The 20,424-nt window shown below is 50.0% G+C and carries 20 protein-coding genes; 7 read left to right on the top strand and 13 right to left on the bottom strand.

From position 1 onward, the window contains the following. Positions 1-126: 126 nt before the first annotated feature. The gene (locus K3T82_RS37525) at positions 127-1,086 is read right to left on the bottom strand and encodes a tetratricopeptide repeat protein (protein ID WP_220198623.1); all 960 of its coding nucleotides are present in this window, start codon (positions 1,084-1,086) and stop codon (positions 127-129) included. Between the two features lie 548 nt (positions 1,087-1,634). Here K3T82_RS37525 and K3T82_RS37520 point away from each other — a divergent pair. Together K3T82_RS37520 and K3T82_RS37515 are read left to right on the top strand one after the other, a co-directional pair. After that, on the top strand, positions 1,635-2,705 hold the full coding sequence (locus K3T82_RS37520) for a baeRF10 domain-containing protein (RefSeq protein WP_220198622.1): 1,071 nt from the start codon (positions 1,635-1,637) through the stop codon (positions 2,703-2,705). 154 nt (positions 2,706-2,859) lie between these two features. Beyond that, positions 2,860-3,507 (top strand): HAD family hydrolase, encoded by a 648-nt coding sequence (locus K3T82_RS37515; protein WP_220198621.1) that lies wholly within the window; start codon positions 2,860-2,862, stop codon positions 3,505-3,507. A 28-nt stretch (positions 3,508-3,535) separates the two neighbouring features. On the opposite strand, the gene K3T82_RS37510 is transcribed toward K3T82_RS37515, so the two are convergent. The 3 genes from K3T82_RS37510 to K3T82_RS37500 all read right to left on the bottom strand — a co-directional run bounded on the left by K3T82_RS37510 (position 3,536) and on the right by K3T82_RS37500 (position 5,976). After that, on the bottom strand, positions 3,536-4,447 hold the full coding sequence (locus K3T82_RS37510) for an LLM class flavin-dependent oxidoreductase (protein ID WP_220198620.1): 912 nt from the start codon (positions 4,445-4,447) through the stop codon (positions 3,536-3,538). Positions 4,448-4,573: 126 nt separating this feature from the next. Then, entirely contained in the window at positions 4,574-5,590 is a 1,017-nt protein-coding gene (locus tag K3T82_RS37505; RefSeq protein WP_220198619.1) for a phosphotransferase family protein, read from the bottom strand. Further along, positions 5,536-5,976 carry a DUF5946 family protein gene (locus tag K3T82_RS37500; protein ID WP_220198618.1) on the bottom strand — a complete coding sequence of 147 codons (441 nt, stop codon included), beginning with the start codon at positions 5,974-5,976 and terminating at the stop codon, positions 5,536-5,538. The genes K3T82_RS37505 and K3T82_RS37500 overlap by 55 nt, the downstream gene beginning before the upstream one ends. A gap of 204 nt (positions 5,977-6,180) precedes the next feature. Between K3T82_RS37500 and K3T82_RS37495 the strand changes: the two genes are divergently transcribed. Then, positions 6,181-6,594, top strand: a complete 414-nt coding sequence (locus K3T82_RS37495) for a hypothetical protein (RefSeq protein ID WP_220198617.1) — start codon at positions 6,181-6,183, stop codon at positions 6,592-6,594. A 22-nt stretch (positions 6,595-6,616) separates the two neighbouring features. On the opposite strand, the gene K3T82_RS37490 is transcribed toward K3T82_RS37495, so the two are convergent. Then, positions 6,617-7,309: a CTP synthase C-terminal region-related (seleno)protein gene (locus tag K3T82_RS37490; RefSeq protein ID WP_220198616.1), complete on the bottom strand. Its 693-nt coding sequence runs from the start codon at positions 7,307-7,309 to the stop codon at positions 6,617-6,619. Positions 7,310-7,737: 428 nt separating this feature from the next. Between K3T82_RS37490 and K3T82_RS37485 the strand changes: the two genes are divergently transcribed. Continuing rightward, the gene (locus K3T82_RS37485; RefSeq protein ID WP_220198615.1) at positions 7,738-8,289 is read left to right on the top strand and encodes an RNA polymerase sigma factor; all 552 of its coding nucleotides are present in this window, start codon (positions 7,738-7,740) and stop codon (positions 8,287-8,289) included. After that, positions 8,286-9,791, top strand: a complete 1,506-nt coding sequence (locus K3T82_RS37480; RefSeq protein ID WP_220198614.1) for a VPS10 domain-containing protein — start codon at positions 8,286-8,288, stop codon at positions 9,789-9,791. The genes K3T82_RS37485 and K3T82_RS37480 overlap by 4 nt, the downstream gene beginning before the upstream one ends. A gap of 55 nt (positions 9,792-9,846) precedes the next feature. On the opposite strand, the gene K3T82_RS37475 is transcribed toward K3T82_RS37480, so the two are convergent. The 3 genes from K3T82_RS37475 to K3T82_RS37465 form a co-directional block, all read right to left on the bottom strand. Next, positions 9,847-10,818, bottom strand: a complete 972-nt coding sequence (locus tag K3T82_RS37475; protein ID WP_220198613.1) for an amidohydrolase family protein — start codon at positions 10,816-10,818, stop codon at positions 9,847-9,849. Between the two features lie 193 nt (positions 10,819-11,011). Beyond that, entirely contained in the window at positions 11,012-11,839 is an 828-nt protein-coding gene (gene argB / locus K3T82_RS37470) for an acetylglutamate kinase (RefSeq protein ID WP_220198612.1), read from the bottom strand. Positions 11,840-12,201: 362 nt separating this feature from the next. Further along, entirely contained in the window at positions 12,202-12,741 is a 540-nt protein-coding gene (locus K3T82_RS37465) for a hypothetical protein (protein ID WP_220198611.1), read from the bottom strand. A 702-nt stretch (positions 12,742-13,443) separates the two neighbouring features. Between K3T82_RS37465 and K3T82_RS37460 the strand changes: the two genes are divergently transcribed. Continuing rightward, positions 13,444-14,421, top strand: coding sequence for a hypothetical protein (locus tag K3T82_RS37460; RefSeq protein WP_220198610.1), 978 nt, complete (start codon positions 13,444-13,446; stop codon positions 14,419-14,421). Positions 14,422-14,543: 122 nt separating this feature from the next. Further along, the gene (locus K3T82_RS37455; protein WP_220198609.1) at positions 14,544-15,611 is read left to right on the top strand and encodes an alpha/beta fold hydrolase; all 1,068 of its coding nucleotides are present in this window, start codon (positions 14,544-14,546) and stop codon (positions 15,609-15,611) included. A 158-nt stretch (positions 15,612-15,769) separates the two neighbouring features. Here the strand turns inward: K3T82_RS37455 and K3T82_RS37450 are convergent, their stop codons facing one another. The 5 genes from K3T82_RS37450 to K3T82_RS37430 form a co-directional block, all read right to left on the bottom strand. Next, positions 15,770-16,177 (bottom strand): RidA family protein, encoded by a 408-nt coding sequence (locus K3T82_RS37450; protein WP_220198608.1) that lies wholly within the window; start codon positions 16,175-16,177, stop codon positions 15,770-15,772. Positions 16,178-16,285: 108 nt separating this feature from the next. Then, positions 16,286-17,056, bottom strand: a complete 771-nt coding sequence (locus tag K3T82_RS37445) for a 3-hydroxybutyrate dehydrogenase (RefSeq protein ID WP_220198738.1) — start codon at positions 17,054-17,056, stop codon at positions 16,286-16,288. A 458-nt stretch (positions 17,057-17,514) separates the two neighbouring features. Further along, on the bottom strand, positions 17,515-18,987 hold the full coding sequence (locus K3T82_RS37440; protein WP_220198607.1) for an aminotransferase class I/II-fold pyridoxal phosphate-dependent enzyme: 1,473 nt from the start codon (positions 18,985-18,987) through the stop codon (positions 17,515-17,517). A 402-nt stretch (positions 18,988-19,389) separates the two neighbouring features. Further along, the gene (locus K3T82_RS37435; protein WP_220198606.1) at positions 19,390-19,569 is read right to left on the bottom strand and encodes a hypothetical protein; all 180 of its coding nucleotides are present in this window, start codon (positions 19,567-19,569) and stop codon (positions 19,390-19,392) included. Between the two features lie 241 nt (positions 19,570-19,810). Beyond that, positions 19,811-20,254: a low affinity iron permease family protein gene (locus tag K3T82_RS37430; RefSeq protein WP_220198605.1), complete on the bottom strand. Its 444-nt coding sequence runs from the start codon at positions 20,252-20,254 to the stop codon at positions 19,811-19,813. Positions 20,255-20,424 lie beyond the last annotated feature (170 nt).

The following is a 20,424-nucleotide window of genomic DNA, read 5'->3' as shown; positions in this document are numbered from 1 at the left end:
ATTCCTCCCGTACAGACCTGAAATTCTTTTTGCTCTAGCAATGTGTATAGCATAGCAGGGAAGCGAGAATTCGGCACTGTACGAAAGGTCACAATGGACACTGCCCAAACAGTCAGTTCTGAGGAATCAGGCGAAATAGGTAGGCTCATCAGTGAGCAGCGGAATAGCCTCGACAATCGCTTGCACATGCGCTGCATAGAAGGAAGGATTTGTCACCACAATCAAGCGTAAAGGAATCAGCCCAACACTATCGCGCTCTTCTATTTCAAGCACATGCTCAAGAGCCTTGAGAGCCAGATCATCATGCTTGCCCGCCGCGCTAGCCAAGCAATACCAGAGATGCGGCGTTAATGAGAATGGCTCTTCAAGGATAGCATAACCAAGCTGCGCGCATGCGTCGGTATAATCGCCGCGCCAGTATGCCGCGAGCCCATCGTACAAGCTGCGGGCGCATTTTGGCGTGTTCGCGATAACACTCTCCAACCGTTCCAGTAACCGAGGCACATCCTGCGAGTCAATGTGCAGAATAATGTAGACCTCAACAAGCGAGAACAGAAGAGTATGATGCTTCGGATCGCGACGCAAACCCGCCTCAAAGCTCGCTCGCGCATTCGACAGATCACGCAACTTGAAATACACGCAACCGAGATTATTGTAAGCACGGCAAATGGCGTCGGTCGAGACCTTCATGCTCAGGATGCACTGATAACATTCTATAGAGCGCCGATAGTCGTGCAACAGCAAGTAAGCATAACCCAACTGGTGATAATACCCGGACTGTTTAGGCGATGCGTGAATCCTCTCATTTAGCAAATCAATAGCCGTTTGATAATTGCCTGAAGCTAAATGAATGTTTACAATGGCAAGAACATTATCAACTAAAGCCGGTTTCAACTGGAAGACATACTCCAAATCGGCAAGCGCTCGCGCATAGTCTTTCAGTAGAAAGTAAGCATAACCACGATTGCGATATGCCAGTACCAGTTTAGGGTCACGCCTCACAGCCTCCTCGGCATCCGCCAGCGCGGCGGCGGGTTGGTGCAAATTCATGTAGCACGCCGCACGATTTACATAGGTACGTACCACATTCCTATCCCCAAGTGTGAACAAGGCGTTCACCTGAGCAAGGAAAGCTTGGTAGTCATCTAGTTTCGCGAAAGAGAGGGCTCGTAAAGTAAGCATATGAAAACGGCAAAAAGGGTATGGCACGATGGTATAGGGAGCTGTAAGGAAAAGGACAATACAATAACAGCGTAAGTCAAAAAGCCATTTAGCGATCAGATCAGGGAGAAGATAGAGCATGATGCATATGCATACAAAAAAGAACCAATTATCAGGGGAGGTCCATTGATAGCCAGAAAACAACACCGAGAAGCCACTCAACATTGTGATAAACTCGACTTTCTCTTGCCTCCGGCGCTTCTTTTTGCCAGCGCGGAGGCGGGTAGCGGTGGGCTTAAGGCTGATTCTAAAAGATGAGGTAACAGGCTGTCAAGCGAGGAGACATCTAAACAGGACACAACAGTTAAGCATCATATCTTCTCACAAAGTTGTAGAGCTACGTTCGAGGAACAGCGAACGTTTTATGATAGGAGGAGGAGGGGGCAAAAGTTGACCTTCACAAGGAGAGGAATATGCAGACCGCTCAAGAACTTTTTCACAAACTCGCAGCCTGGGAACCTGATGGGGCACAGGTATTAAGTGTCTACCTGGATATGAGTCCGCATATGTCAGGGAAACAACCATGGGGTCGCACTTCTACCCCGGTGCTCAGGAACAGATTACGTGAGATTGAAAGAACATTGTTGCCGCGTCATCCCGCGCTGGATGGCTTTCGCAAGGATGCGGAAAAAGTTCAATTGTACCTTGAGAACCACACTGAGCCATGGTTACAAGGCATTGCCATCTTCGCTTGTGACGCTCATGGGCTCTTTGAAACTCTGGAAACTGGTGTAGCCTTTCAAAATCAGATCGCATTTGAACCCTATCCCGATCTCTTTCAACTAGCACACCTGCTTGACGAACAGGAAACGGTTGTCACCGCCGTGGTCGACACAAATACGACCCGCCTCTTTGTGACACGCCTGGGTTTTCTTGAGGAAGTCGCGGGTCCTGACGACTCGCCTTTTGGCTACAGCAAACGCAACGCGACATGTCTCAACCAGGCTCGATACCATCGGCGAGTCGAGAATAAGCGTAAAGAGTTCGCACAGGAGGCCGCCACTGCCATTGAAGACCTTGTACAGCAAGAGGGAGCCCGGCGCGTCATCCTGGCTGGCGATCCAGTAGCTATTCCCCTGTTACATCAGGAGCTTTCCAACAAGATAGAGCCCCTGGTCCATGAGGAGGTCATGAGCCTCGACATCCGCACTCCTCGTCACATAGTCCATGAGGAGATCAAGCCGGTTATTCAGTACATGGAACGAGAAGCATCGCATAACCAGGCCGACAATCTTGTGGAAGGAATACGTGCAAATGGGCTGGCGGTCAGTGGAATGCAGGAAACACTTGACGCACTTGAACATGGTGAAGCTGACGTTCTGATTCTGGCGAACGATGTCCCACTGGACGAACAAGAACGCAGTGAGCTTGTACGCCGGGCTGCGAATACAGATGCGCGAGTCGAATCCGTAGAGGGCCATCCCGTTCTTCAAGCCATGGGAGGTGTAGGCGCACTGTTACGCTATCGCCCCAACTGGGTCTAGCCTATCCGATAGATACAAAAGAGGGTCGCGCTAATATGGACGCGCGACCCTTCAACTCATTTACTGAGCAGATGTGCCAAATTGCCGGGCTTTATGTCATAATAAAAAGCATACACCTCTATCAATATCGCTCTGAAAGGACCACGCCCGGCATATGTCAGCTTACCAGACCATACTCTTCGACCTGGATGGCACCCTCACTGATCCCAAAATCGGCATTACACGCTCAGTCGCCTATGCTCTCGCACGCTTCAGCATCAACGTTACGGACCTTGACACACTCATCCCTTTCATCGGCCCCCCTCTCTATGAGACATTTGAGGGTCAATATGGCTTTACTCCTGAGCAGGCGCGTCAGGCCGTCGCCTACTACCGTGAATATTTCGCCGAAACCGGCCTTTATGAGAATGAGGTCTTTCCAGGCATAGGGAAGCTACTCGCCGATCTCAAGGAAGATGGCAAACGGCTCATCGTTGCCACCTCAAAACCCACAATCTTCGCCAAACGGATACTTGAACACTTTGGACTCTACCACTATTTTGAGTTGATCGTCGGTAGCGAACTCGATGGCACGCGCTCAAGCAAAGCCGAAGTGATCGCATATGCCCTGACCGCGCTTGCACTCTCCAAAAAGGACGCGGTCATGATCGGTGACCGTAAGCACGACATCCTTGGCGCGAAACTAAATGACATGCCCTCAATAGGCGTCACCTTTGGCTATGGCAGCTATGAGGAGCTTCAGGCAGCGCAACCAACTCACATCGTCGCGAGCGTCAACGAACTGGCAACGCTGCTCAAATAATATATAACAGCGACTCGCCCAGGAGGACCTAAGCGTTAAGGCGTGGCAAAACTTCATCCACTAGCAAACGCAATGACGTAGTATCGGGAAATCCCTCATTTTTTAACTGGAAAGATACCACACCCAGATCGATAAATGGCTTGAGTTTCTCAATAATCTGTCTGGGTGTGCCAACCAGTGCATTGGGAGATTTGACCAGCGACATATCCACGCTACTCATGTCAGTCCCTTCAGGCACACATAGACAGCCACCGAACCAGCTTCTGCGTAGTGTAGCTGGATCGCGCCCAACAGCAGCACAGGCCTTTTCGCACTCTTTCACCAGCTCACGATAGCGAGCGATACCTTCCTGGGAAATATTCCATTCGTCAGCGTGCCGCGCAATCAGGCGAAGCATACGTGGTCGCTCGCCACCAACCATAATCCTTGGCAATGGATCAGGCTTTGGCTCACACACAGCATTGAGAACGTGGTAATGCTTCCCCTCCACAGTAGCCTGGGGTTGGGTCCAGAGGGCTTTGAGAATAGTCAGTGTCTCTTCCAACTGCTCTACTCTTACGCCCGGCGTTGGATAAGGAAAGCCATAGGCATCATACTCTTCCTGATGCCAACCAGCCCCAATACCAAGGATAAAGCGCCCTTCGCTCATATACTGAGCAGTCGCCACCATTTTCGCCAGCAGGGCAGGATTACGAAAGGACTGAGCAAGCACCACATTCCCAAAGTGAAAAGAGGGATAACAAGCAGCCATGTAGGTCAGGGCCGTCCAGCCCTCAAGGACCGGAGCATCCTGAAATTGCAAATGATCGACATACCAGATCGAATGAAAATGTCCGGTGACAATATCCAGACTCTCGCGAATCCGTTTGAGGTAGATTTCCCGTGTCATACCTCTGTGAGGTATAGCGGGAAGTAATAAGCCAAACTCAATGGATGACATATATCTTCCTTCTTATTCATCGCTTCCGCGATAAGTCTTATGCGAGAACCAACGCCGCTAGCGCTGACGCGCTCAGGTTTCCGCATAAGGAGTAACAGCAAACATGCAGGCAACAAACATGCTGTGCTAGAGATAGCGCTTCATGGCTTTGTCGAGTTCGCGACCACAACGCAAAACCCACTCCCGACATGCCACGCGTACCCGCACATAATAGAAGAGCCATGTCCACACCTGATAAAACCAGTAACGGAGAGGGAAGAGTGGGCCAAGATCCATCGCTTTACGATACAGATTCACCAGTTCAAAGTGATGGATATGCCCATTGATAAGATTCACCAGATCAAGCTCGCGCTCGCCCCATTCAGCATCAAGTGGATCAATAAGGCCAGAAATGCGCCATGTCTGCGAGTCGAATAGGAGATTACCAAAACAGTAATCGCCGTGAAGGAGAACCGGACGCCCCTCACTGGTAGCTAGAATACGCTCACCATGTTTGAGAGCGCGATCCATTAAGGCCAACACCTGGGGGCCTAGATAGGCGCGAGCCTCCTCAGACTCCGTAATTGCCTGGTAGGTATCTCGAACACGCTGACCATAGTAATCCCACCAACGCGTATAGAATGGACCATCAAACGAGCCATAGCCTTGAGGATGCTCAACAGCGTGCAATTCTAACAAAAGCTCTACTGCCTGGCGCTGGAGGGAAGCACGCAAAGCATGTGGCAACTGCTCCGGTCGAGGACAACTCTGACCGGGAAGCCACTGCATGATAAGCGCATCCCCGATTTCAGTCTCAGGTAAATATGCATAGACTTGTGGGGTCAGGGCAGGGAATTTGTTGTGTAACTCGGCAAGCTGATGACGCTCTTGATCTCCCATGCCGGGATACTTCTGTATTTTAATTACCGCGCGATGAGGGGAACAACCAAATTCCACACCATAGCAACGCCCGTAGACGCCTTCCCCAAGGAGAGTACTCGACTGAACGTTTGTCTGCCAGAGCGCCTCCACGATGTGAGTCAGTGATGTCTGAGTTTGTCCATCATAAGAGAGAGGATGCTCACCATGTATAGATTCTTCATTCAACGTCATATTGCCATCTGTTCCAGGATGCTGCGCGCCCATTGCCTGACCAGTTCGCAATAGGAAGATGTATCCTCGCCCATGTGCGAGCCTTGCGCGACATCGATAAGGGTCATACGCCAATTAATGCTCGGCGGTGGGGCATCATTCTCCAAGCGATTCATCTTCCAGGTTCGCTCACGACTGCTCATCCCCTGAGCAGCGAGTTGATAGAGTTGTGGTACTGTCATTTGCTGTTCAACATAGGCACACAAAAGAGAGCGAGCGTGAGTAAGTCCTGGATCGCTATAGCGTCCGTGTTGGATCATAAAACAGGTCACCATGGGGAGGTGAACCTGGAAGTAGCTTTCATCGAGGTATTTGAAGGTGGTAAACTCATTAAAGATGTCCTGGCAGGTGCGCCCTTCGGGCGGCAGGGCACCACATTCCGCGCAACGGTCTCGCATCTCGTCGCCTTTCAATGCATAGGGGATTGTCAGAAATTTTACGCTCTTATGGCTGGGGTCATATACTGTAGCTTATATCTTAGCATATACAGATGCAGCAGACCGATCAGGGCGCGCTCCAGACGCCTATGAAAAGGTAAAATAACAGGCTATTATCTTACCAGAAATAGTACATAATTCAAAGAACAATGCGAGGTTACGTGAATGAGTACTTTACAGGAGCAAGCGCCTGATATTCTGACCAGGGAGAGTTGGCAGGCAGGCTTACAGTACTATGATTTTCTATTGCGCGCGACCTTTCGCGCGGATGGCAGTGGGGAGCACGAATATGGTGAGGCACAGGGGATGCGCTCAACTGTCACATTTCGTTATCACATCGTCGATAGCACTCATATCCACTTTGAGTTTACAGGCATCGAGTACGGTGAGGAAGAGGCTGAAGGTCTTGAGGAGGCTGACGCATCTCGCACAGTGGCCTTTGAACTGGAGGAGGGGCCATTTACCGTTGAGGAACCATACGAGGTGAAGGAGTACTGTTACCGCTTGCGCTTCGCAAACGATCCCTTTCCCGATACGCCCTCCGACGATAAAGACCCTTTCCTCACCTATTATGCGTGATTACTACACGACTTCATGTCGCTCAATTAGCGGCCTGCAACAGAGCTTTGATGAGGGGATGCGCTATCTTTTTGGAGGCTGAGAGCTCAGGCTGAAAGAGTGTACCTACAAAGAAGGGGTGTGAACCAAGCTCGATAATGCGAGCATCTCCTTCGCGATCTTTCCCGCTTACAAGCATTCCCCCTTGCTCAAGCGCGGGCCAGAATTGAACGTTTGGGCCATAATTACAGGTTCCATAGCGCTCGGTCACTTCGTTCGCGCCGTAGATAGTCGCAACCCGAGAACCTGGCGTTAGTAAACAATCTGTTTCGAGATTGGAACGAGAGCAAACAAGCGGCATAATCAATTTGAGCTCGGCATCGGGATTAGACTCAGCATGGTCCGCCTCCGCCATTCCCAGCACATTGCGCGCGTACTCGATAATCATATGCTGGCACCCTCCGCATGTCCCTAGTGTGGGTAAAGAGTGCTCACGCGTGTACTGTATCGCGTGTATGGCTCCATCCAGGCTGGCATACGGTGTGCCCGGAACGAACCAGAGTGCCTGATACGTGCTCAACCAGCGCTCAGTATCATGTTCCAGCAATGGGGTCGGTAGCCATTCATATTTGAAGGTACAGCCAAGTTCCTTTGAGGCCAACTCAAGCGCCTGGGGTATCGCTTGATGAGATTTGATCTCTGCCCGGAACTCGCCAATCAATCCAACGTGTATCATCTTCCACGTCCTTTCTCATTACTGGAATCTCATCATACCCCATTGAACCTCTGAAGACACCGCCAAAAAGCACGATGTACCCGATCCCCATTTATGATATACTGGAATACCCGCCCCTAATCTATAGCTCGCTTGCATCGCACAACGGCTTCACACCTCAGAGCAACATACATAGGGCTGGTAGGGATGCTTTGCCCTCAATAATCTCTCCTTCTAAGTTTCCTGTCACATTCTTCAAAGCTCGTCGATAATGTCAGTGAAATTAGCAAGCTATACAAAAAGCATATGCTAACGCCGTCTGGACAGCGGCTTGCTTCGTTGCCATATAAGTTCTCATACCAGCTATGCCTGGATTCCAAAACATCTAAACATTCCTGGCGGCTGCGCTCAGACGAATTGAATCGCAAGCAAGTAGAGGAAACAGGAGTATGCAATCAGAATACCCTTTCCCTGATGCTCCTATTGACGCAGGGACCGCGCTCTTCGATCAGTATGGAGAACTGATCTTCATGCATATCCGGGCGCAGGTTCAACTACGTGAGGATGCTGAGGACATTACCACAGAGGTCTTTACGGCTGCCCTGGAAAATCAGCCAATCCTCCATGCTACACGCTCAGAGCAACTGGCATGGCTACGCCGGGTCGCACGCAACAAAGTTATCGATTATTATCGCCGTCAGAAGCGCCGACCGGTCGTCGTGCTTGATAGCATCGCGGATTCACTGCTCGACGAGGCCCTTAACAATCCGGAATTTACATTCTTGATGCGAGAGCAACAAACACAATTGCACCAGCATATCAGCGAGTTACCACCGCTTCAGCAGCACATCTTGCGCCTGCGCTATGGGCATAGCCTGCGCTGCGCGGAGATCGGACAGATGGTGGAGAAAAGCGAGGCGGCTGTCCGCCAGCTACTTTCGCGTAGCATACGCCAGCTTCGCGCACGCTTTACGACGCTAGAAAAGGAGGAGAGAGCATGAAGAGGCCCTTTGACACTACCGAGGACGAACAAAACAACACACGCCTCACCCACGCACTCACGGACCTTTACCGCCCAAGCAGGGACGATCAGGCATCCCTGGTGCGAATTCGCCAGCGCCTCCAGACGAAAGCCGCTGGTAGAGGGACCCTATCCTCAACGGACCAATACATGCCAGATCATGCCACGCGCCTAGCGGCTTCAAGTCACGATCAGCAACCTATACCATTACCAAGGAACAAGACGCGCAAAACGTCACGCGGACTTCGCTTCCTGGGCTTGCTTGCCGCCATATTGGTTACAGCTCTAGTGGTTGGCTCATTCGCGTTTATACTCACCGCACGACAGCCCCAAATATCAACGAAACATCCTACCACACCCATAAGCAAGCAGACGCACCGCCTTGTCCTCAGTAACACACTCTACATGGCAAGCCCCTCAACAGGCTGGGCGTTAGCCGCAAAGGGCAAAAATGGCGATACTGTATTCCCGCAAGCCTTGCTGCGTACAACCGATGGCGGCAAAACATGGCAAGATGTATCACCTAAGATGAAGAGCAGTTCAAATCTCCCAAATGTGTTTGTGCTAGATGAGAAAACCGCCTGGTACGTGGCACTTCAGGATAGGGGTAACACCCCAATGTATCGCACAACTGATGGTGGTAAATCATGGCAACCGTGTGATATTCCTATGGATACCGAGAATGACGGTCTGCAAGCCCTGACGTTTATCAATGACAAAGATGGTTGGTTGCTACTCAGCCATAAAACGCCCAAAGGGTACACTCTCTATCAGACGCATAATGGAGGCTCATCATGGCAAGAGATTGGGCATACAGGCAAAAACGCTTCGAGCCTCCCTTCCAAGGGACAACCATATCAAATTAGCTTTACGGATCAACGACATGGCTACTTTCTCACCTACCCATTAAACGGAATCCCAGCAACACTCAATGCGACACAGGATGGTGGAAAAACATGGAAGGAGCTTACACTTACAACTCCTTCCGGCTGGAAGAGTACCCAACTTCAACAAATTGATTTCCTTTTTAACTCACAAGGTAAAGATGCCTTTCTTCTCTCATTCGGCAACTCTGTCACAAGACAGTTTCAATCCTATGTCTATACTGGATCAGGTAACTCCAACCAATGGGATATGAAGGCACTTAGTACAACGTATAGTGAATTCATCGCAGGAGATGAACAACACATCGCGTTCAAGGCAATGGGGATTCCTAATAATCAACATTTTACCTTCACGGTACAACAGTACATCCTGCAAGATGGCAAATGGGAATTAGGAATCAGTTCACCTTTCGCTGATCGTACATATATTAGTTCTAGCTTCACTGATATTCAACATGGCTGGAGCCTGGTCAGACCAAATTATGACTTTACTCTCCGCGCGGATACCAACATTCAGTTACGCGTCACCAGCGATGGTGGCAAGACCTGGACCACGCTACATCCCAAATTGCCTAATGGCATCCTCTGGATGCTCTAAAAGCCAGGCACATTTTAAAGAGAGAGCCCCATCCCGCGTGAGGATAGGGGCTCTCTTAATTCTTGAAGCGTGGGAAAAGCAGCAGGGCATTCTCACGCTCAATCAGGCGAGCCTCGCCGGGATTAAAGCCATTGTAGGCTCGCAACTCCTTCAGGTCATGCTGAATGGCTGGCTCCGGCACAAAAGGATAATCGCTCCCATAGAGGATACGCGAGGGGTCAGCCAGAGCTTGTAGCGAGGGGAGAGCATAGGGCGAGATCGACATGGCAACATCGTAGTAGAAGCGCCGTAACTGGGCAAGCAGGTTCTCAGGATTGCGTTCGCCCATGACTTTCTCAAGCATTGCTCCATGCGCGATGCGCTTCGCCAGATAGGGTATCGTTCCCCCCGCATGTGAAAGGATGATACGCAGATTTGGATAACGCTCCAACATACCACTATAGAGCATATTGACGACCATCCGTGTCGTATCGAAAGGGAACTCATAGAGCGAGGCGGGTAGACCGAATAGAGGCTGATCCTTAGCCGGGGGTGTTGATGGATGAATGAAGATCGGGACGCGCCGTCGGTTCAATTCAGCAAAAAGCTCTTCAAACTGCGGTGAGCCCAGGTAGGTGCCACGATAATTGGAGAGTAGCCCAACCCCATCAAGCTTCAAAGTATCTAGCGCGTACTCCATCTCGCGTAGGGCCGCGCCTACATCGGGTAGCGGTAGGGCCGCGAATCCTCCCAGACGTGTGCTATGATTCTGCACCAATTCAGCCAGGAAGATATTAACCCGGTGCGCTAAAGCCTGGGCCTTGACCTTCTCACCAAAGTATACACCCGGCTCCGAGATGGATAGGAGCGCGCTGGCAATTCCCTGCTTATCAAGCATAGCAAGTGTAGCATCAAGGCTCCAATTCGGGAAGGGGACACCGGGAATCGACTCGATAAGTCCCCCCTGCCGCAAAGCATCGACATAGAAAGGCGGAACGACATGATGATGCACATCTATTCGGTAGGTAACAGGCTCTACACTACTCATAGGCGTGGCTCCTCAACACCATTTGCCAGACCTTCTGGCATGCTATACGACTCTCTTTGTAAGCATACTCTCGTCTGCCAAAGCTCCACCATCGCGCTCAGGTAACACACTTCTCAACGCTTTCCAATCCTTACAAAGAGTCGTACAGCCCCTGGTGAGCACATAAAAAAAACCACTCAAGATTCCGCCTTGCTTAATGCACAAATTTGGTCCCGAGTGGTAGATCTTCTAATGTATGGAGAAGCATATGTGGGTTGCCACCATTCGCAATCTGGACACAGGGAACATCCTTCAGTGCGTGGAGGCACGCATTTACCTTGGGGATCATCCCATCTTTAATAATGCCGCTCTCGATCAGCGAATTAACCTCTGCCTCATGCATCTCTGGAATTACAGCGCCATCTGAACCATAAATGCCATCGATGTTACTCAAAAAGGTAAGGCGTGATGCTTGCAAGGCCCCGGCTAGACGTGAAGCCACCAGATCAGCATTCATATTTAGGCAGCTTCCATCTGGTCCCAGGCCCAACGGCGCGAGAATAGGAATATAGCCGTCATCGATAACTTGTTGTATTAGCATGGGATGGATGGCATCAATTTCCCCCACGAATCCCAGGCTTTTGTCCATTTGATGCCCCTGGACAATATTACCATCCGTTCCACAAAGGCCGACAACATTCCCACCAAGTTGTGTCGCCAGGGCCACCAATTCTTGATTAATTTGACCACACAAGACCATGCGCACAACTTCCAGGGTTTGCGCGTCAGTAACACGCAATCCGTGCTGAAAGCGAACGGGGATATGCAACTTTGTGAGCCATTCATCAATCGTATGTCCACCACCATGCACCAGAACGATGTGAACGCCTAGCGCGTGCAAGCAGATACAGTCCTGTAACACCGTACGCTGATACTCCAACGTACTTCCACCCAATTTTACAACAAACGTTTTGCCTTTGAGACTTGAGAACGTACGCTTGCTTCTGCCTGCGTATGTTGTCGGTATCGATGAAGTAGTCAATTACCATTACTCCTCAGAGAATATCGCAACATGGGCATCTCACCTGTTGCCTTGTTAGGGGACTATCTCCCTGGCTATTGCTATAAATCTACCTCACAAGCCATCAAAAAACTGTATGAAGGATACAGAAGAATATCAAAAGTTCATCAATAAAACGTTGCGGTCTCCTTTTCTGACTTTACTTCTGGTCTTAACGAAAGATAAAACATGCAAAACAAGAGGGGGAGCCATAATGACTCCTCCCTCTTGTCTTGGGTACTTATAATAGCTCTTGGGTTTTGCCTACACGCTCGCCTGATGGCGAAGGGGAGGGTAGCGGCGGTGCATACAGGCAACCTCCTCCTCCACATCGCTTTCCAACCTCACGCAATCTTCTTCAGCTTCTGAGGCGGCCTCCTCTTCTCCTCTGCCATGTTGATAGTCACCGCCTCCAGAAGTGCGCCTGTAAGTGCGATTGTGACGGGTTCATTGCCTCCCCCCTTCCCCCTGGCACCGGATACTCCTGCCACTTTAATGACCACGCTCCCCGACGCGTCTTTCTCCACAGTCACGCTCGTTCCTTGCGGGACACTGACCTGCGCGGCTACAATTTTGCACTGCTTCGGCGCGTTCTCCAGACAGCGACTGTCATATATCTCCCACCAGAACACCGCTACAAGAGTAACAGTGTAGAGCGATTTCGTGACGAGGGAGCCATCTGACAACAGGCTGAGCAGCCAACAGATGGTCGAGAAGACGAGCACCAGCATGTGCTTGCAGTGCGCCATGTACTTGTGCATGTTCCGGCTCCAGACGACGTTGTTCACCTTGACGAAGTTTCGCTTTGAGCTGAACATGACCCAGAGGGCCAGCGTGACCAGCGAGATACCAACCGCAAGGCTGGTAAGGGTCTCCTTCATCATTTCCACCTCTCGTTATCCTCTACCACACGACCCTGAACGATCTCTAACCCGCTTGCTATTCTTTTTTATCGAATCCCTTGAGCCTCCTCTAACGTCATTGGTTTGTAGACGTACTCGAAACGCGCCGCTAGCAAGCAACGCTTACCCGCCACATCATGTTCTTTTTAGAGGCGTATGTCAGGCACACGCACAATGTTTCCTGATCAGGAATAGCTACAAACCGGCTGCGTTTTCCGCGCCTGGCGAGCACACTTCTACCAGTATCGTCAGATCTTCAACAAGCACTCTCATCGTGGCATATGGGAGGCACGAAGAAGCACGGCGATTTCACGTCACGACAAGCGTAGCATGACACGGGGCAAAAAGTCCTAAAGGATCAGTAAGAGGTAATAGCGGTTGATATCAAAAATCTATCAATAATTTTGTTGCGCTTGTCGGAGGGATCATAGACCGGGGAAACGATTCTTTGTTTCATGTTTGTGGCCTGGACCGACAATGTAGCATAATAGCAACAATGCAGCGTATGTATTTATCACAGTGAGAACATGCATTGTGACCCTGGCCCATTTTTGGAATACTCCTTTTGCGGAAACCTGAGCGCGTTAGCGCTAGTCGCGCTAGCCGCGCCGTGCCCTCGTATGAGGGTTGGTTTTCGTCTAAGACCATAGAAGATACAAGCATTGTTAGAATTGCAGGAAGAATATGACCTATTTAGAACGATACCTCAATGGTGAGTATGAGCAGGTCTGGGATGAATTGATGCAATTAGGAGCCGATGTTCGTCAGGAACCAGTATATACCGATGCCCTCTCCGTGGCTCGCGAGACCATGCGCCGTGTCCGCCGCAACATTGAAACGCTCATTGAGCGCTTGCCTCATAGAGGCTACATCTTCGGCTATGATCATCGAGTTCAACCCATTGAAGGCTCAACGTTTTTTGATAAACAACGAGATTATCTTGAGATGTTGGCGTGGATAAGAACACAACCCCCAATATTTCTCTCTGCTAACTATATGGATGAAGCCTATGCGGAAGATGAAAAATATGTCTTTGACTTGAGTCCTATGTTTCGTTACAACATCGATACCCCGGAAGATGTTGAAGAGTGGAAACGTAGCTTACCCGACGGATGGACATGGCCTGTTCGCATGTCAACATATGTTGATGAGATTGAACGAACGATTGGCCCTGTTCCACTCTCAGTTCGTGCCTGGTATGAGATCGTGGGCGCGGTCAATTTCTTTGGCTATCATCCTCAATGGGACGAAATTGCTCTCTCCTTTGATCCACTCTTACCTATTCTCAGAAAAAGTCGGTGGAGTTCTAGTCTCATGCGAGAATGTGATCCATTGCAGGTCAGGCCATTGGATGAAAATGTACTGCTTCGGATGCAAAAACAGCGATCCTCTGACAAACCATTTTGTATCTTTGAATTCGCAGATGATCGCGTCGAAAAAGATTATGGCCATTCCGCTGGCACCCCCTATGCATTTAGTTTTCCCGATGAACATGCCGATCAAGTGTTAGCTCCACTTCGATATGGGGATATGGAGGGCCCCACCTTTGTAGAATATCTGCGTTTTAGTTTGAAATGGGCTGGTTTCCCTGTATTAGCCGATTGGAGGCCACAACCCAAAGAAGATCTGGAATTTCTGACGCGTGATCTTCTCCCGTTTTGATTGAACAGATCGATCGGTGCTATGCGGAAAATACCACTTTCCGCGAACAGGCAAGGGCTCATGTATGCTACAATGAAGCTCATAAATTTGTGTATGCAGCAAGTGCAGGGAGAAAAACAGTTATGTCAACGTCGCCACTCTTACTCTCAGGCATCACACAACACACGCTTCAAAGCGAGCGGCTCAAAACCGCCTATCTGACCACTGGCCAAGGTCCACTTCCCGTCGTTCTGATCCATGGCAACTGCTCATCCTCGCTCTTCTTTCAGGATTTCATGCTCGCTCTGGCAGAGACGGGACGCTATACGATCTACGCTCCTGATCTGCGCGGCTATGGCGCGAGCGAGACGCTCCCGGTCGACGCTACGCGGGGCGTGCGCGATTTTTCCGATGATATCGCCTCCTTTGTGCGCGCGCTGGACTTGCCATCTTTCCATCTGCTTGGTTGGTCTCTGGGTGGCAATGTCGCCATCCAGTATGCCATCGATTATCCTGGCACGCTACGCACGCTTATGCTTGAGGCTACAGGCTCTCCTTATGGCTTCGGCGGCACTAAAGATGTCATTGGTACACCTGTCTGGCTGGATTATGCGGGTAGTGGCGGCGGAACGGCGAATGGTGACTTTGTACAACGCCTCGCTGATGGCGACCGTGGCAGCGATCCCACCTCTCCACGCACAACCATCAATACCTTTTATTTCAAGCCCCCTTTCCGCGCTGCGCCTGACCGCGAGGAGATTTTTGTTAGTTCCATCCTCGCCATGGCTGTCGCACCCGGCAACTATCCCGGCGATACTCTTCCCTCGGAGAACTGGCCTGGGAGCGCTCCCGGTGCCCAGGGTGTCAATAACGCCCTCTCTCCCAAATATCTCAATCAGGGCGAACTCGCCAATGTAAGCGAAAAGCCTCCCGTTCTCTGGTTTCATGGCGCGGACGACCAGATCGTTTCGGATACCTCCATGTTTGATATCGGCTTTCTCGGTCAGCTTGGCTTCGTCCCCGGTTGGCCCGGCGCGCAACTCTATCCACCCCAACCAATGAAAGGTCAGATACGCGCGGTCCTTGAAAGCTATAAAGAGCATGGAGGCACCTATCAGGAGTTCATTATCCCTGAGTGCGGTCACTCTCCCCACATCGAACAGCAAGACGAAGCCGTCAAACTCTGCACCGAGTTCATCGACGCGCACTAATTTATCAATCGAGGCTTGATCACATCAGCGCTCGCCAGGATAGGAGCGCTCCCGAATGGTGAGAGATCTCCTTCTTAGTGGCACATCAAAAGACCATTCTGCCCCTCCCGAGAATTTGGGAGGGGCACATTGATCTTTGAAACTAAAAAGCCGCAGGATTACGCTGGCAGACTCGCGATGGCTTCAATTTCGAGTAAAAACTCCTCTCGAGCCAGGCTGCGAACCTCAACAAGCGAGCTCGCTGGCGGCTCCTGCGTGTTCACATAGAGATCACGCACCTCGCGTAGCACAGGCACCTGACCGCGATCCAGTAGATAAATATTCAGCTTTACAACATGGCTAAAATCAGCTCCTACGGCTGCGAGCGCGGCCTTGAGATTCTCGAAGACCTGGATTGCCTGCGCGCGGAAGTCGCCTTCTCCAACAAGCTTACCCGCCGCATCAAGCGCGATCTGGCCCGAAAGGTAGATCGTCTGCCCGCCTGTGACGCGGGCAACCTGCGCATATCCTGGCGTTGAGGCAAGTGTTGGGGGATTGATAAACTGTATATGCTCAGAAGGCTTCATTCTTAATATCCTTTCTCATGATCTAAAACTCAAAGCGAGCTATCCTCTCTGGTGACACATAAAACCGGGCTGACATATCGACGCCAGCCCGGTATATTAACACACACTCTAATGCGCGGTCCAGCCACAATCGATGGTTTGAGCACTACCAGTAATCCCGCTGGCTCCATCGCTACAGAGGAATGCGACAAAGCCCGCGACTTCCTCCGGCTCTAGCAGGCGTTTGATCGCGCCTTCAACCGCCATAACCTTCTCTACAACCTCATCTTCGGGGATATTGTGTATTCGCGCCTGATCCACTATCTGCTTCTCAACGAGAGGAGTACGCACATATGAGGGGCAGATTGCATTACAGGTCACGCCATATTCCGCCGCCTCCAGGGCCGTCACGCGCGTCAATCCCAACAGGCCATGCTTAGCACTCACATAGGCCGACTTATACGCGGAGGCGCGTAATGAATGCACTGAACAGATATTGATAACACGCCCCCAGCGCCGCTCATACATTCCAGGTAACAGCGCCTTTGTCAACAAAAAGGGAGCGGTGAGCATGATGTCGATGATTAGCCGCCACTTCTCAGCGGCAAACTCCGTGATCGGCGCGACGTGCTGAATGCCAGCGTTATTGACGAGAATATCAACACGTTCCTCTGCTTGTAGCGCCTCGGCGACCAGGCGTTCGATATCCTCGCCTTGAGACATATCAGCCGCCAGAAATCGAGCGCCCGCTAGTTCGGAGGCTGCGGCCTCCCCATGCTCGACATCGATGTCGCTCAATACAACATGCGCGCCCCGAGCCGCGAAGTCCCGTGCGATAGCCAGCCCAATACCAGAGGCCGCGCCTGTAACTAGCGCGACTTTGCCCTCCAGATCTGTCATTGCCATGTCATCTCCTTTGATAGCAAATATTCGTCATGCTCAATTGTATGATACAGTGGGAGAGCTTTTCCATATGTTCAAATACATTTGTGAGACAGCCTGTTAGCAATATCCTTAAGATTGGCGATATGATAATACTCCCAAGACAGCGCGATCTATCGCTTGCGCCTTCGTTCACATGCTTGATATACTGTTTCAAAGTGCCTGAACGCAGGCGTTCTCCACGTCGATTCACCACACAGGCCGCACGAAAGAAAGATTTCTATATAGAGTATACGATGCTCTAGGAGCAATGGCCGCGATGAGTAGCTACTTCTGTGCCCAGAGGAGAGCTGGAACTATAGACTAATTGTAGCTCTCCTCATAAGAAGAGAGGCGAGAATACGAAGAAAAGCGGTGGCTCTCACGGCAATGGCGGCTTTCTCGCCTGCTTTCAGTATAATCATAAGAACAACAGACTACCTTTTTACCACCCGTATGGTTTCTAAAGATGGATCAAAAGATTCCTCAAACATACCCAATTGCATCCCTTTTTGGAGATAGTCAATTACGGTTTGGTTGATGAGCTCTCCTGGTGCGATGCGTGGAATGCCCGGCGGGTAGGGAGTTATCATCTCGGCAGCAATTCTCCCAGCGGCTTGCTCAAAGGGAATGTCTTCTGTCTCTCCAAAGAATGCCTTTGTTGGTGAGGTGACACATTTTGCATAGAGTTCATCGAGCTTTGGTAACGTAATATCTGTCGGCTTTTCGCGATCATGTGCCCACGTTGCCATGGCTTTCACTGCTGTGACGAGCTTTTCGACTGTTTGCCTGGTGTCAGCTATTGTCAGCAGAGCCATCAGGTGTCGCTCGTTCAAGAGTTCGAAATTTATCTTGTATCGCTCTTCAATCCAATCGGATGCTTCATACCCGCTCACACCAAGGCCGCTGATATCAAGGACTATTTTGGTGATATCAAGCGCTTTTGCGCCAGGAGTGCCCAGATAGGACCTATCAAGGATATGAATCCCCTCGACAGACGAGAGTTCTGTTCTTACCCATGTGGATAACGAGAGTGTCCTGTCCAACAGCGCTTTTCCTTCCAGGACCATCTGTCGTCTCGCTGCGTCAGCGGATGCAAGGATGAGCGAAGACGGGCTCGTCGATTCAAAGAGTTTCAGACAAAGTTTGAAGCGATCTGGCTGAATAAGATCGCCTTGCATATTGACAATAGAGGCCTGCCCCAGGCCTGCCATCGTTTTATGAATACTCCCCATACTCAGATCTGCACCGCACGACATGGCTGTTTCAGGCAAATCTGGATGAAACGCGAAATGTGGTCCCCATGCCTCATCCACAATAAGCGGAATATGATGGGAGTGACAAATGTCCGCCAGTGCTTTGGTGTCACTTGTGATCCCATACACGGTGGGGCTGACAAGAAAGACTCCTTTGGCGTCTGGATGCATTGATAAGGTCTGCTCCAGAGATTTAGGAGTAATCCCGTTTTCTATCTGCCATTCCTCATTGATTTCAGGTTGAAGAAAGATCGGATTTACCTCGCCGAGGAGGAGAGCCGCAATCACTGATTTGTGCGTGTTACGTGCAACAATGAGTTTTTCTCCAGAGTCAGCGACAGTCAGCATTGCCACATGGACACTTAAGGATGTGCCGCCAATAGAAAAAAACGATTGCTTGGCCCCAAAGGCCTCAGCAGCTAGTTCTTCAGCTTTTAAACGGGTCCCTCTCGACTCTTTGCGATCATCGAGCCCGTGATGGCCTGGAATGTCATTGCGATACATCAAATTGCCAAGTGTCCCTGACATAAGATGGTCGATGCCAGCATCCCTTTTATGCCCAGGGATGCCAAACGAAATCTCCCCTTGTTTCTGAAAGGCTTCAATGGCTTCAACAATGGGTGCTGTTGTTTGGTCTAGCTGTTTTTTTTGCATTTGCTCCCACCTTTCTTTCATAGCCTCTTTGGCAATCTTTTCGCTTTCTCTCACAGTGATGCTTTTTATAGAGTCAGGCTAGACTGGCTAGAAAACAAGGATGCATCATTACATGAAATTACTCTTAATTGTCGTCAAGCATAAAGCATACTCCATATAAATATTGCTGCTCATATGTCACTGATTATTGCAGGAAACTTTCATCATCACAAAAAGAAATACATATCCACACCAGGTAATGAATACGGTGACGCGGATATGCAAAAAATCCACCTCAATACATAACCTTGCGTGATACTGAGTCTATCCCATTTTGAAACTAGTCAGAGTGACTAATTATGTATCAGGCTATACCCGGTATACGGCTGCGTAAGGGAATGATTATGAGAAGAGGCACTAGGCTTACTCACCTGTTTTGTGACCTTCTTCTTTGTGATGTTTCAACGTTGTGCGCGCAGCAACCTCTTCAGCTCGCTTCCCATACCGACCGCTTTTTTCGGCTGACTCTTTAATATGCTCGTACATGCGCTCTTCTTTTTCACCGACGCCACGCACCGGCTTGTTTTTCTTTTGTCCAGGCATAACAACCTCCCTTTTTTGCTCAAACTGTAGTTCTAATCAGTACACGATGATACTAGGAGAAACGTTTTTGTCTGGAAGCGTTGCTTTGCCAATTTCTGGGAACCCTACAGTTTTGTTGAGATCTGAGACTTAACAACTGAAAATGGGTTGAAATTCAATAAACCTGTTTTTCTTCTTCTTTGTTCCTCCTCTCTCAATGAGAGATGTTTGAGAGGAATGTGAAGATGGCGGTAATGGAAGCTCACTTCTTTTTTGTCGTAGGTGAAACATCTTTGGATTTGAGGGAATTCTCATCACTGGGTCTCTGATGAGAGAGATGTGATTGTGCACGCTGAGCAAGAAAGCTGTAATGCTGTTGCAGATGCTCAAGATCCTGCTCATTAAGGTCTTCAGTATCCAGGATGGAGTTATTGGCCTGCTTGGTGGCGCGAATCAACTCGTCCAATTTGACCTGCATGGCTTCGCTGTCCCGATTCTGCGTGTTCTGGATGAGAAAGACCATCAAAAAGGTAATGATGGTGGTCCCAGTGTTGATGACCAGTTGCCAGGTATCACTAAAGTGAAAGAGAGGTCCACTGATTAACCAGGCAACAATAAAGAGAGCGGCTAAGCCGAAAGCCAAAGGATGACCAAGCACTCTTGCCATGGATCGTGCAAAGCGGGAGAAGAGTGAATCAATATGCATGGAAAATTTTTCCTTTGTTCGTGTTCTGTCAAGCGAAAGTGTCTCTATAATGAACACGAATCTCATCTCCTCGTAGATGTATCGTTGACGAATATGTTATGGCTGAATAGAAATTACCTATGCTGTATCTCATATCCATTGCATGCATAGTTTTATAGACGTGAAAAAGG

Source organism: Ktedonospora formicarum (assembly GCF_016587355.1).
GTDB classification, from domain to species: Bacteria; Chloroflexota; Ktedonobacteria; order Ktedonobacterales; family Ktedonobacteraceae; genus Ktedonobacter; species Ktedonobacter formicarum.
This window is presented reverse-complemented; position numbering and strand designations above follow the sequence as displayed.

Excerpts from the sequence above, each read along its gene's own strand:
- K3T82_RS37520 (WP_220198622.1), top strand. The coding sequence starts at position 1,635 with ATGCAGACCGCTCAAGAACTTTTTCACAAACTCGCAGCCTGGGAACCT.
- K3T82_RS37515 (WP_220198621.1), top strand. The coding sequence starts at position 2,860 with ATGTCAGCTTACCAGACCATACTCTTCGACCTGGATGGCACCCTCACT.
- K3T82_RS37510 (WP_220198620.1), bottom strand. The coding sequence starts at position 4,447 with ATGTCATCCATTGAGTTTGGCTTATTACTTCCCGCTATACCTCACAGA.
- K3T82_RS37500 (WP_220198618.1), bottom strand. The coding sequence starts at position 5,976 with ATGCGAGACCGTTGCGCGGAATGTGGTGCCCTGCCGCCCGAAGGGCGC.
- K3T82_RS37495 (WP_220198617.1), top strand. The coding sequence starts at position 6,181 with ATGAGTACTTTACAGGAGCAAGCGCCTGATATTCTGACCAGGGAGAGT.
- K3T82_RS37490 (WP_220198616.1), bottom strand. The coding sequence starts at position 7,309 with ATGATACACGTTGGATTGATTGGCGAGTTCCGGGCAGAGATCAAATCT.
- K3T82_RS37485 (WP_220198615.1), top strand. The coding sequence starts at position 7,738 with ATGCAATCAGAATACCCTTTCCCTGATGCTCCTATTGACGCAGGGACC.
- K3T82_RS37480 (WP_220198614.1), top strand. The coding sequence starts at position 8,286 with ATGAAGAGGCCCTTTGACACTACCGAGGACGAACAAAACAACACACGC.
- K3T82_RS37475 (WP_220198613.1), bottom strand. The coding sequence starts at position 10,818 with ATGAGTAGTGTAGAGCCTGTTACCTACCGAATAGATGTGCATCATCAT.
- K3T82_RS37465 (WP_220198611.1), bottom strand. The coding sequence starts at position 12,741 with ATGATGAAGGAGACCCTTACCAGCCTTGCGGTTGGTATCTCGCTGGTC.
- K3T82_RS37460 (WP_220198610.1), top strand. The coding sequence starts at position 13,444 with ATGACCTATTTAGAACGATACCTCAATGGTGAGTATGAGCAGGTCTGG.
- K3T82_RS37455 (WP_220198609.1), top strand. The coding sequence starts at position 14,544 with ATGTCAACGTCGCCACTCTTACTCTCAGGCATCACACAACACACGCTT.
- K3T82_RS37450 (WP_220198608.1), bottom strand. The coding sequence starts at position 16,177 with ATGAAGCCTTCTGAGCATATACAGTTTATCAATCCCCCAACACTTGCC.
- K3T82_RS37445 (WP_220198738.1), bottom strand. The coding sequence starts at position 17,056 with ATGACAGATCTGGAGGGCAAAGTCGCGCTAGTTACAGGCGCGGCCTCT.
- K3T82_RS37440 (WP_220198607.1), bottom strand. The coding sequence starts at position 18,987 with ATGCAAAAAAAACAGCTAGACCAAACAACAGCACCCATTGTTGAAGCC.
- K3T82_RS37435 (WP_220198606.1), bottom strand. The coding sequence starts at position 19,569 with ATGCCTGGACAAAAGAAAAACAAGCCGGTGCGTGGCGTCGGTGAAAAA.
- K3T82_RS37430 (WP_220198605.1), bottom strand. The coding sequence starts at position 20,254 with ATGCATATTGATTCACTCTTCTCCCGCTTTGCACGATCCATGGCAAGA.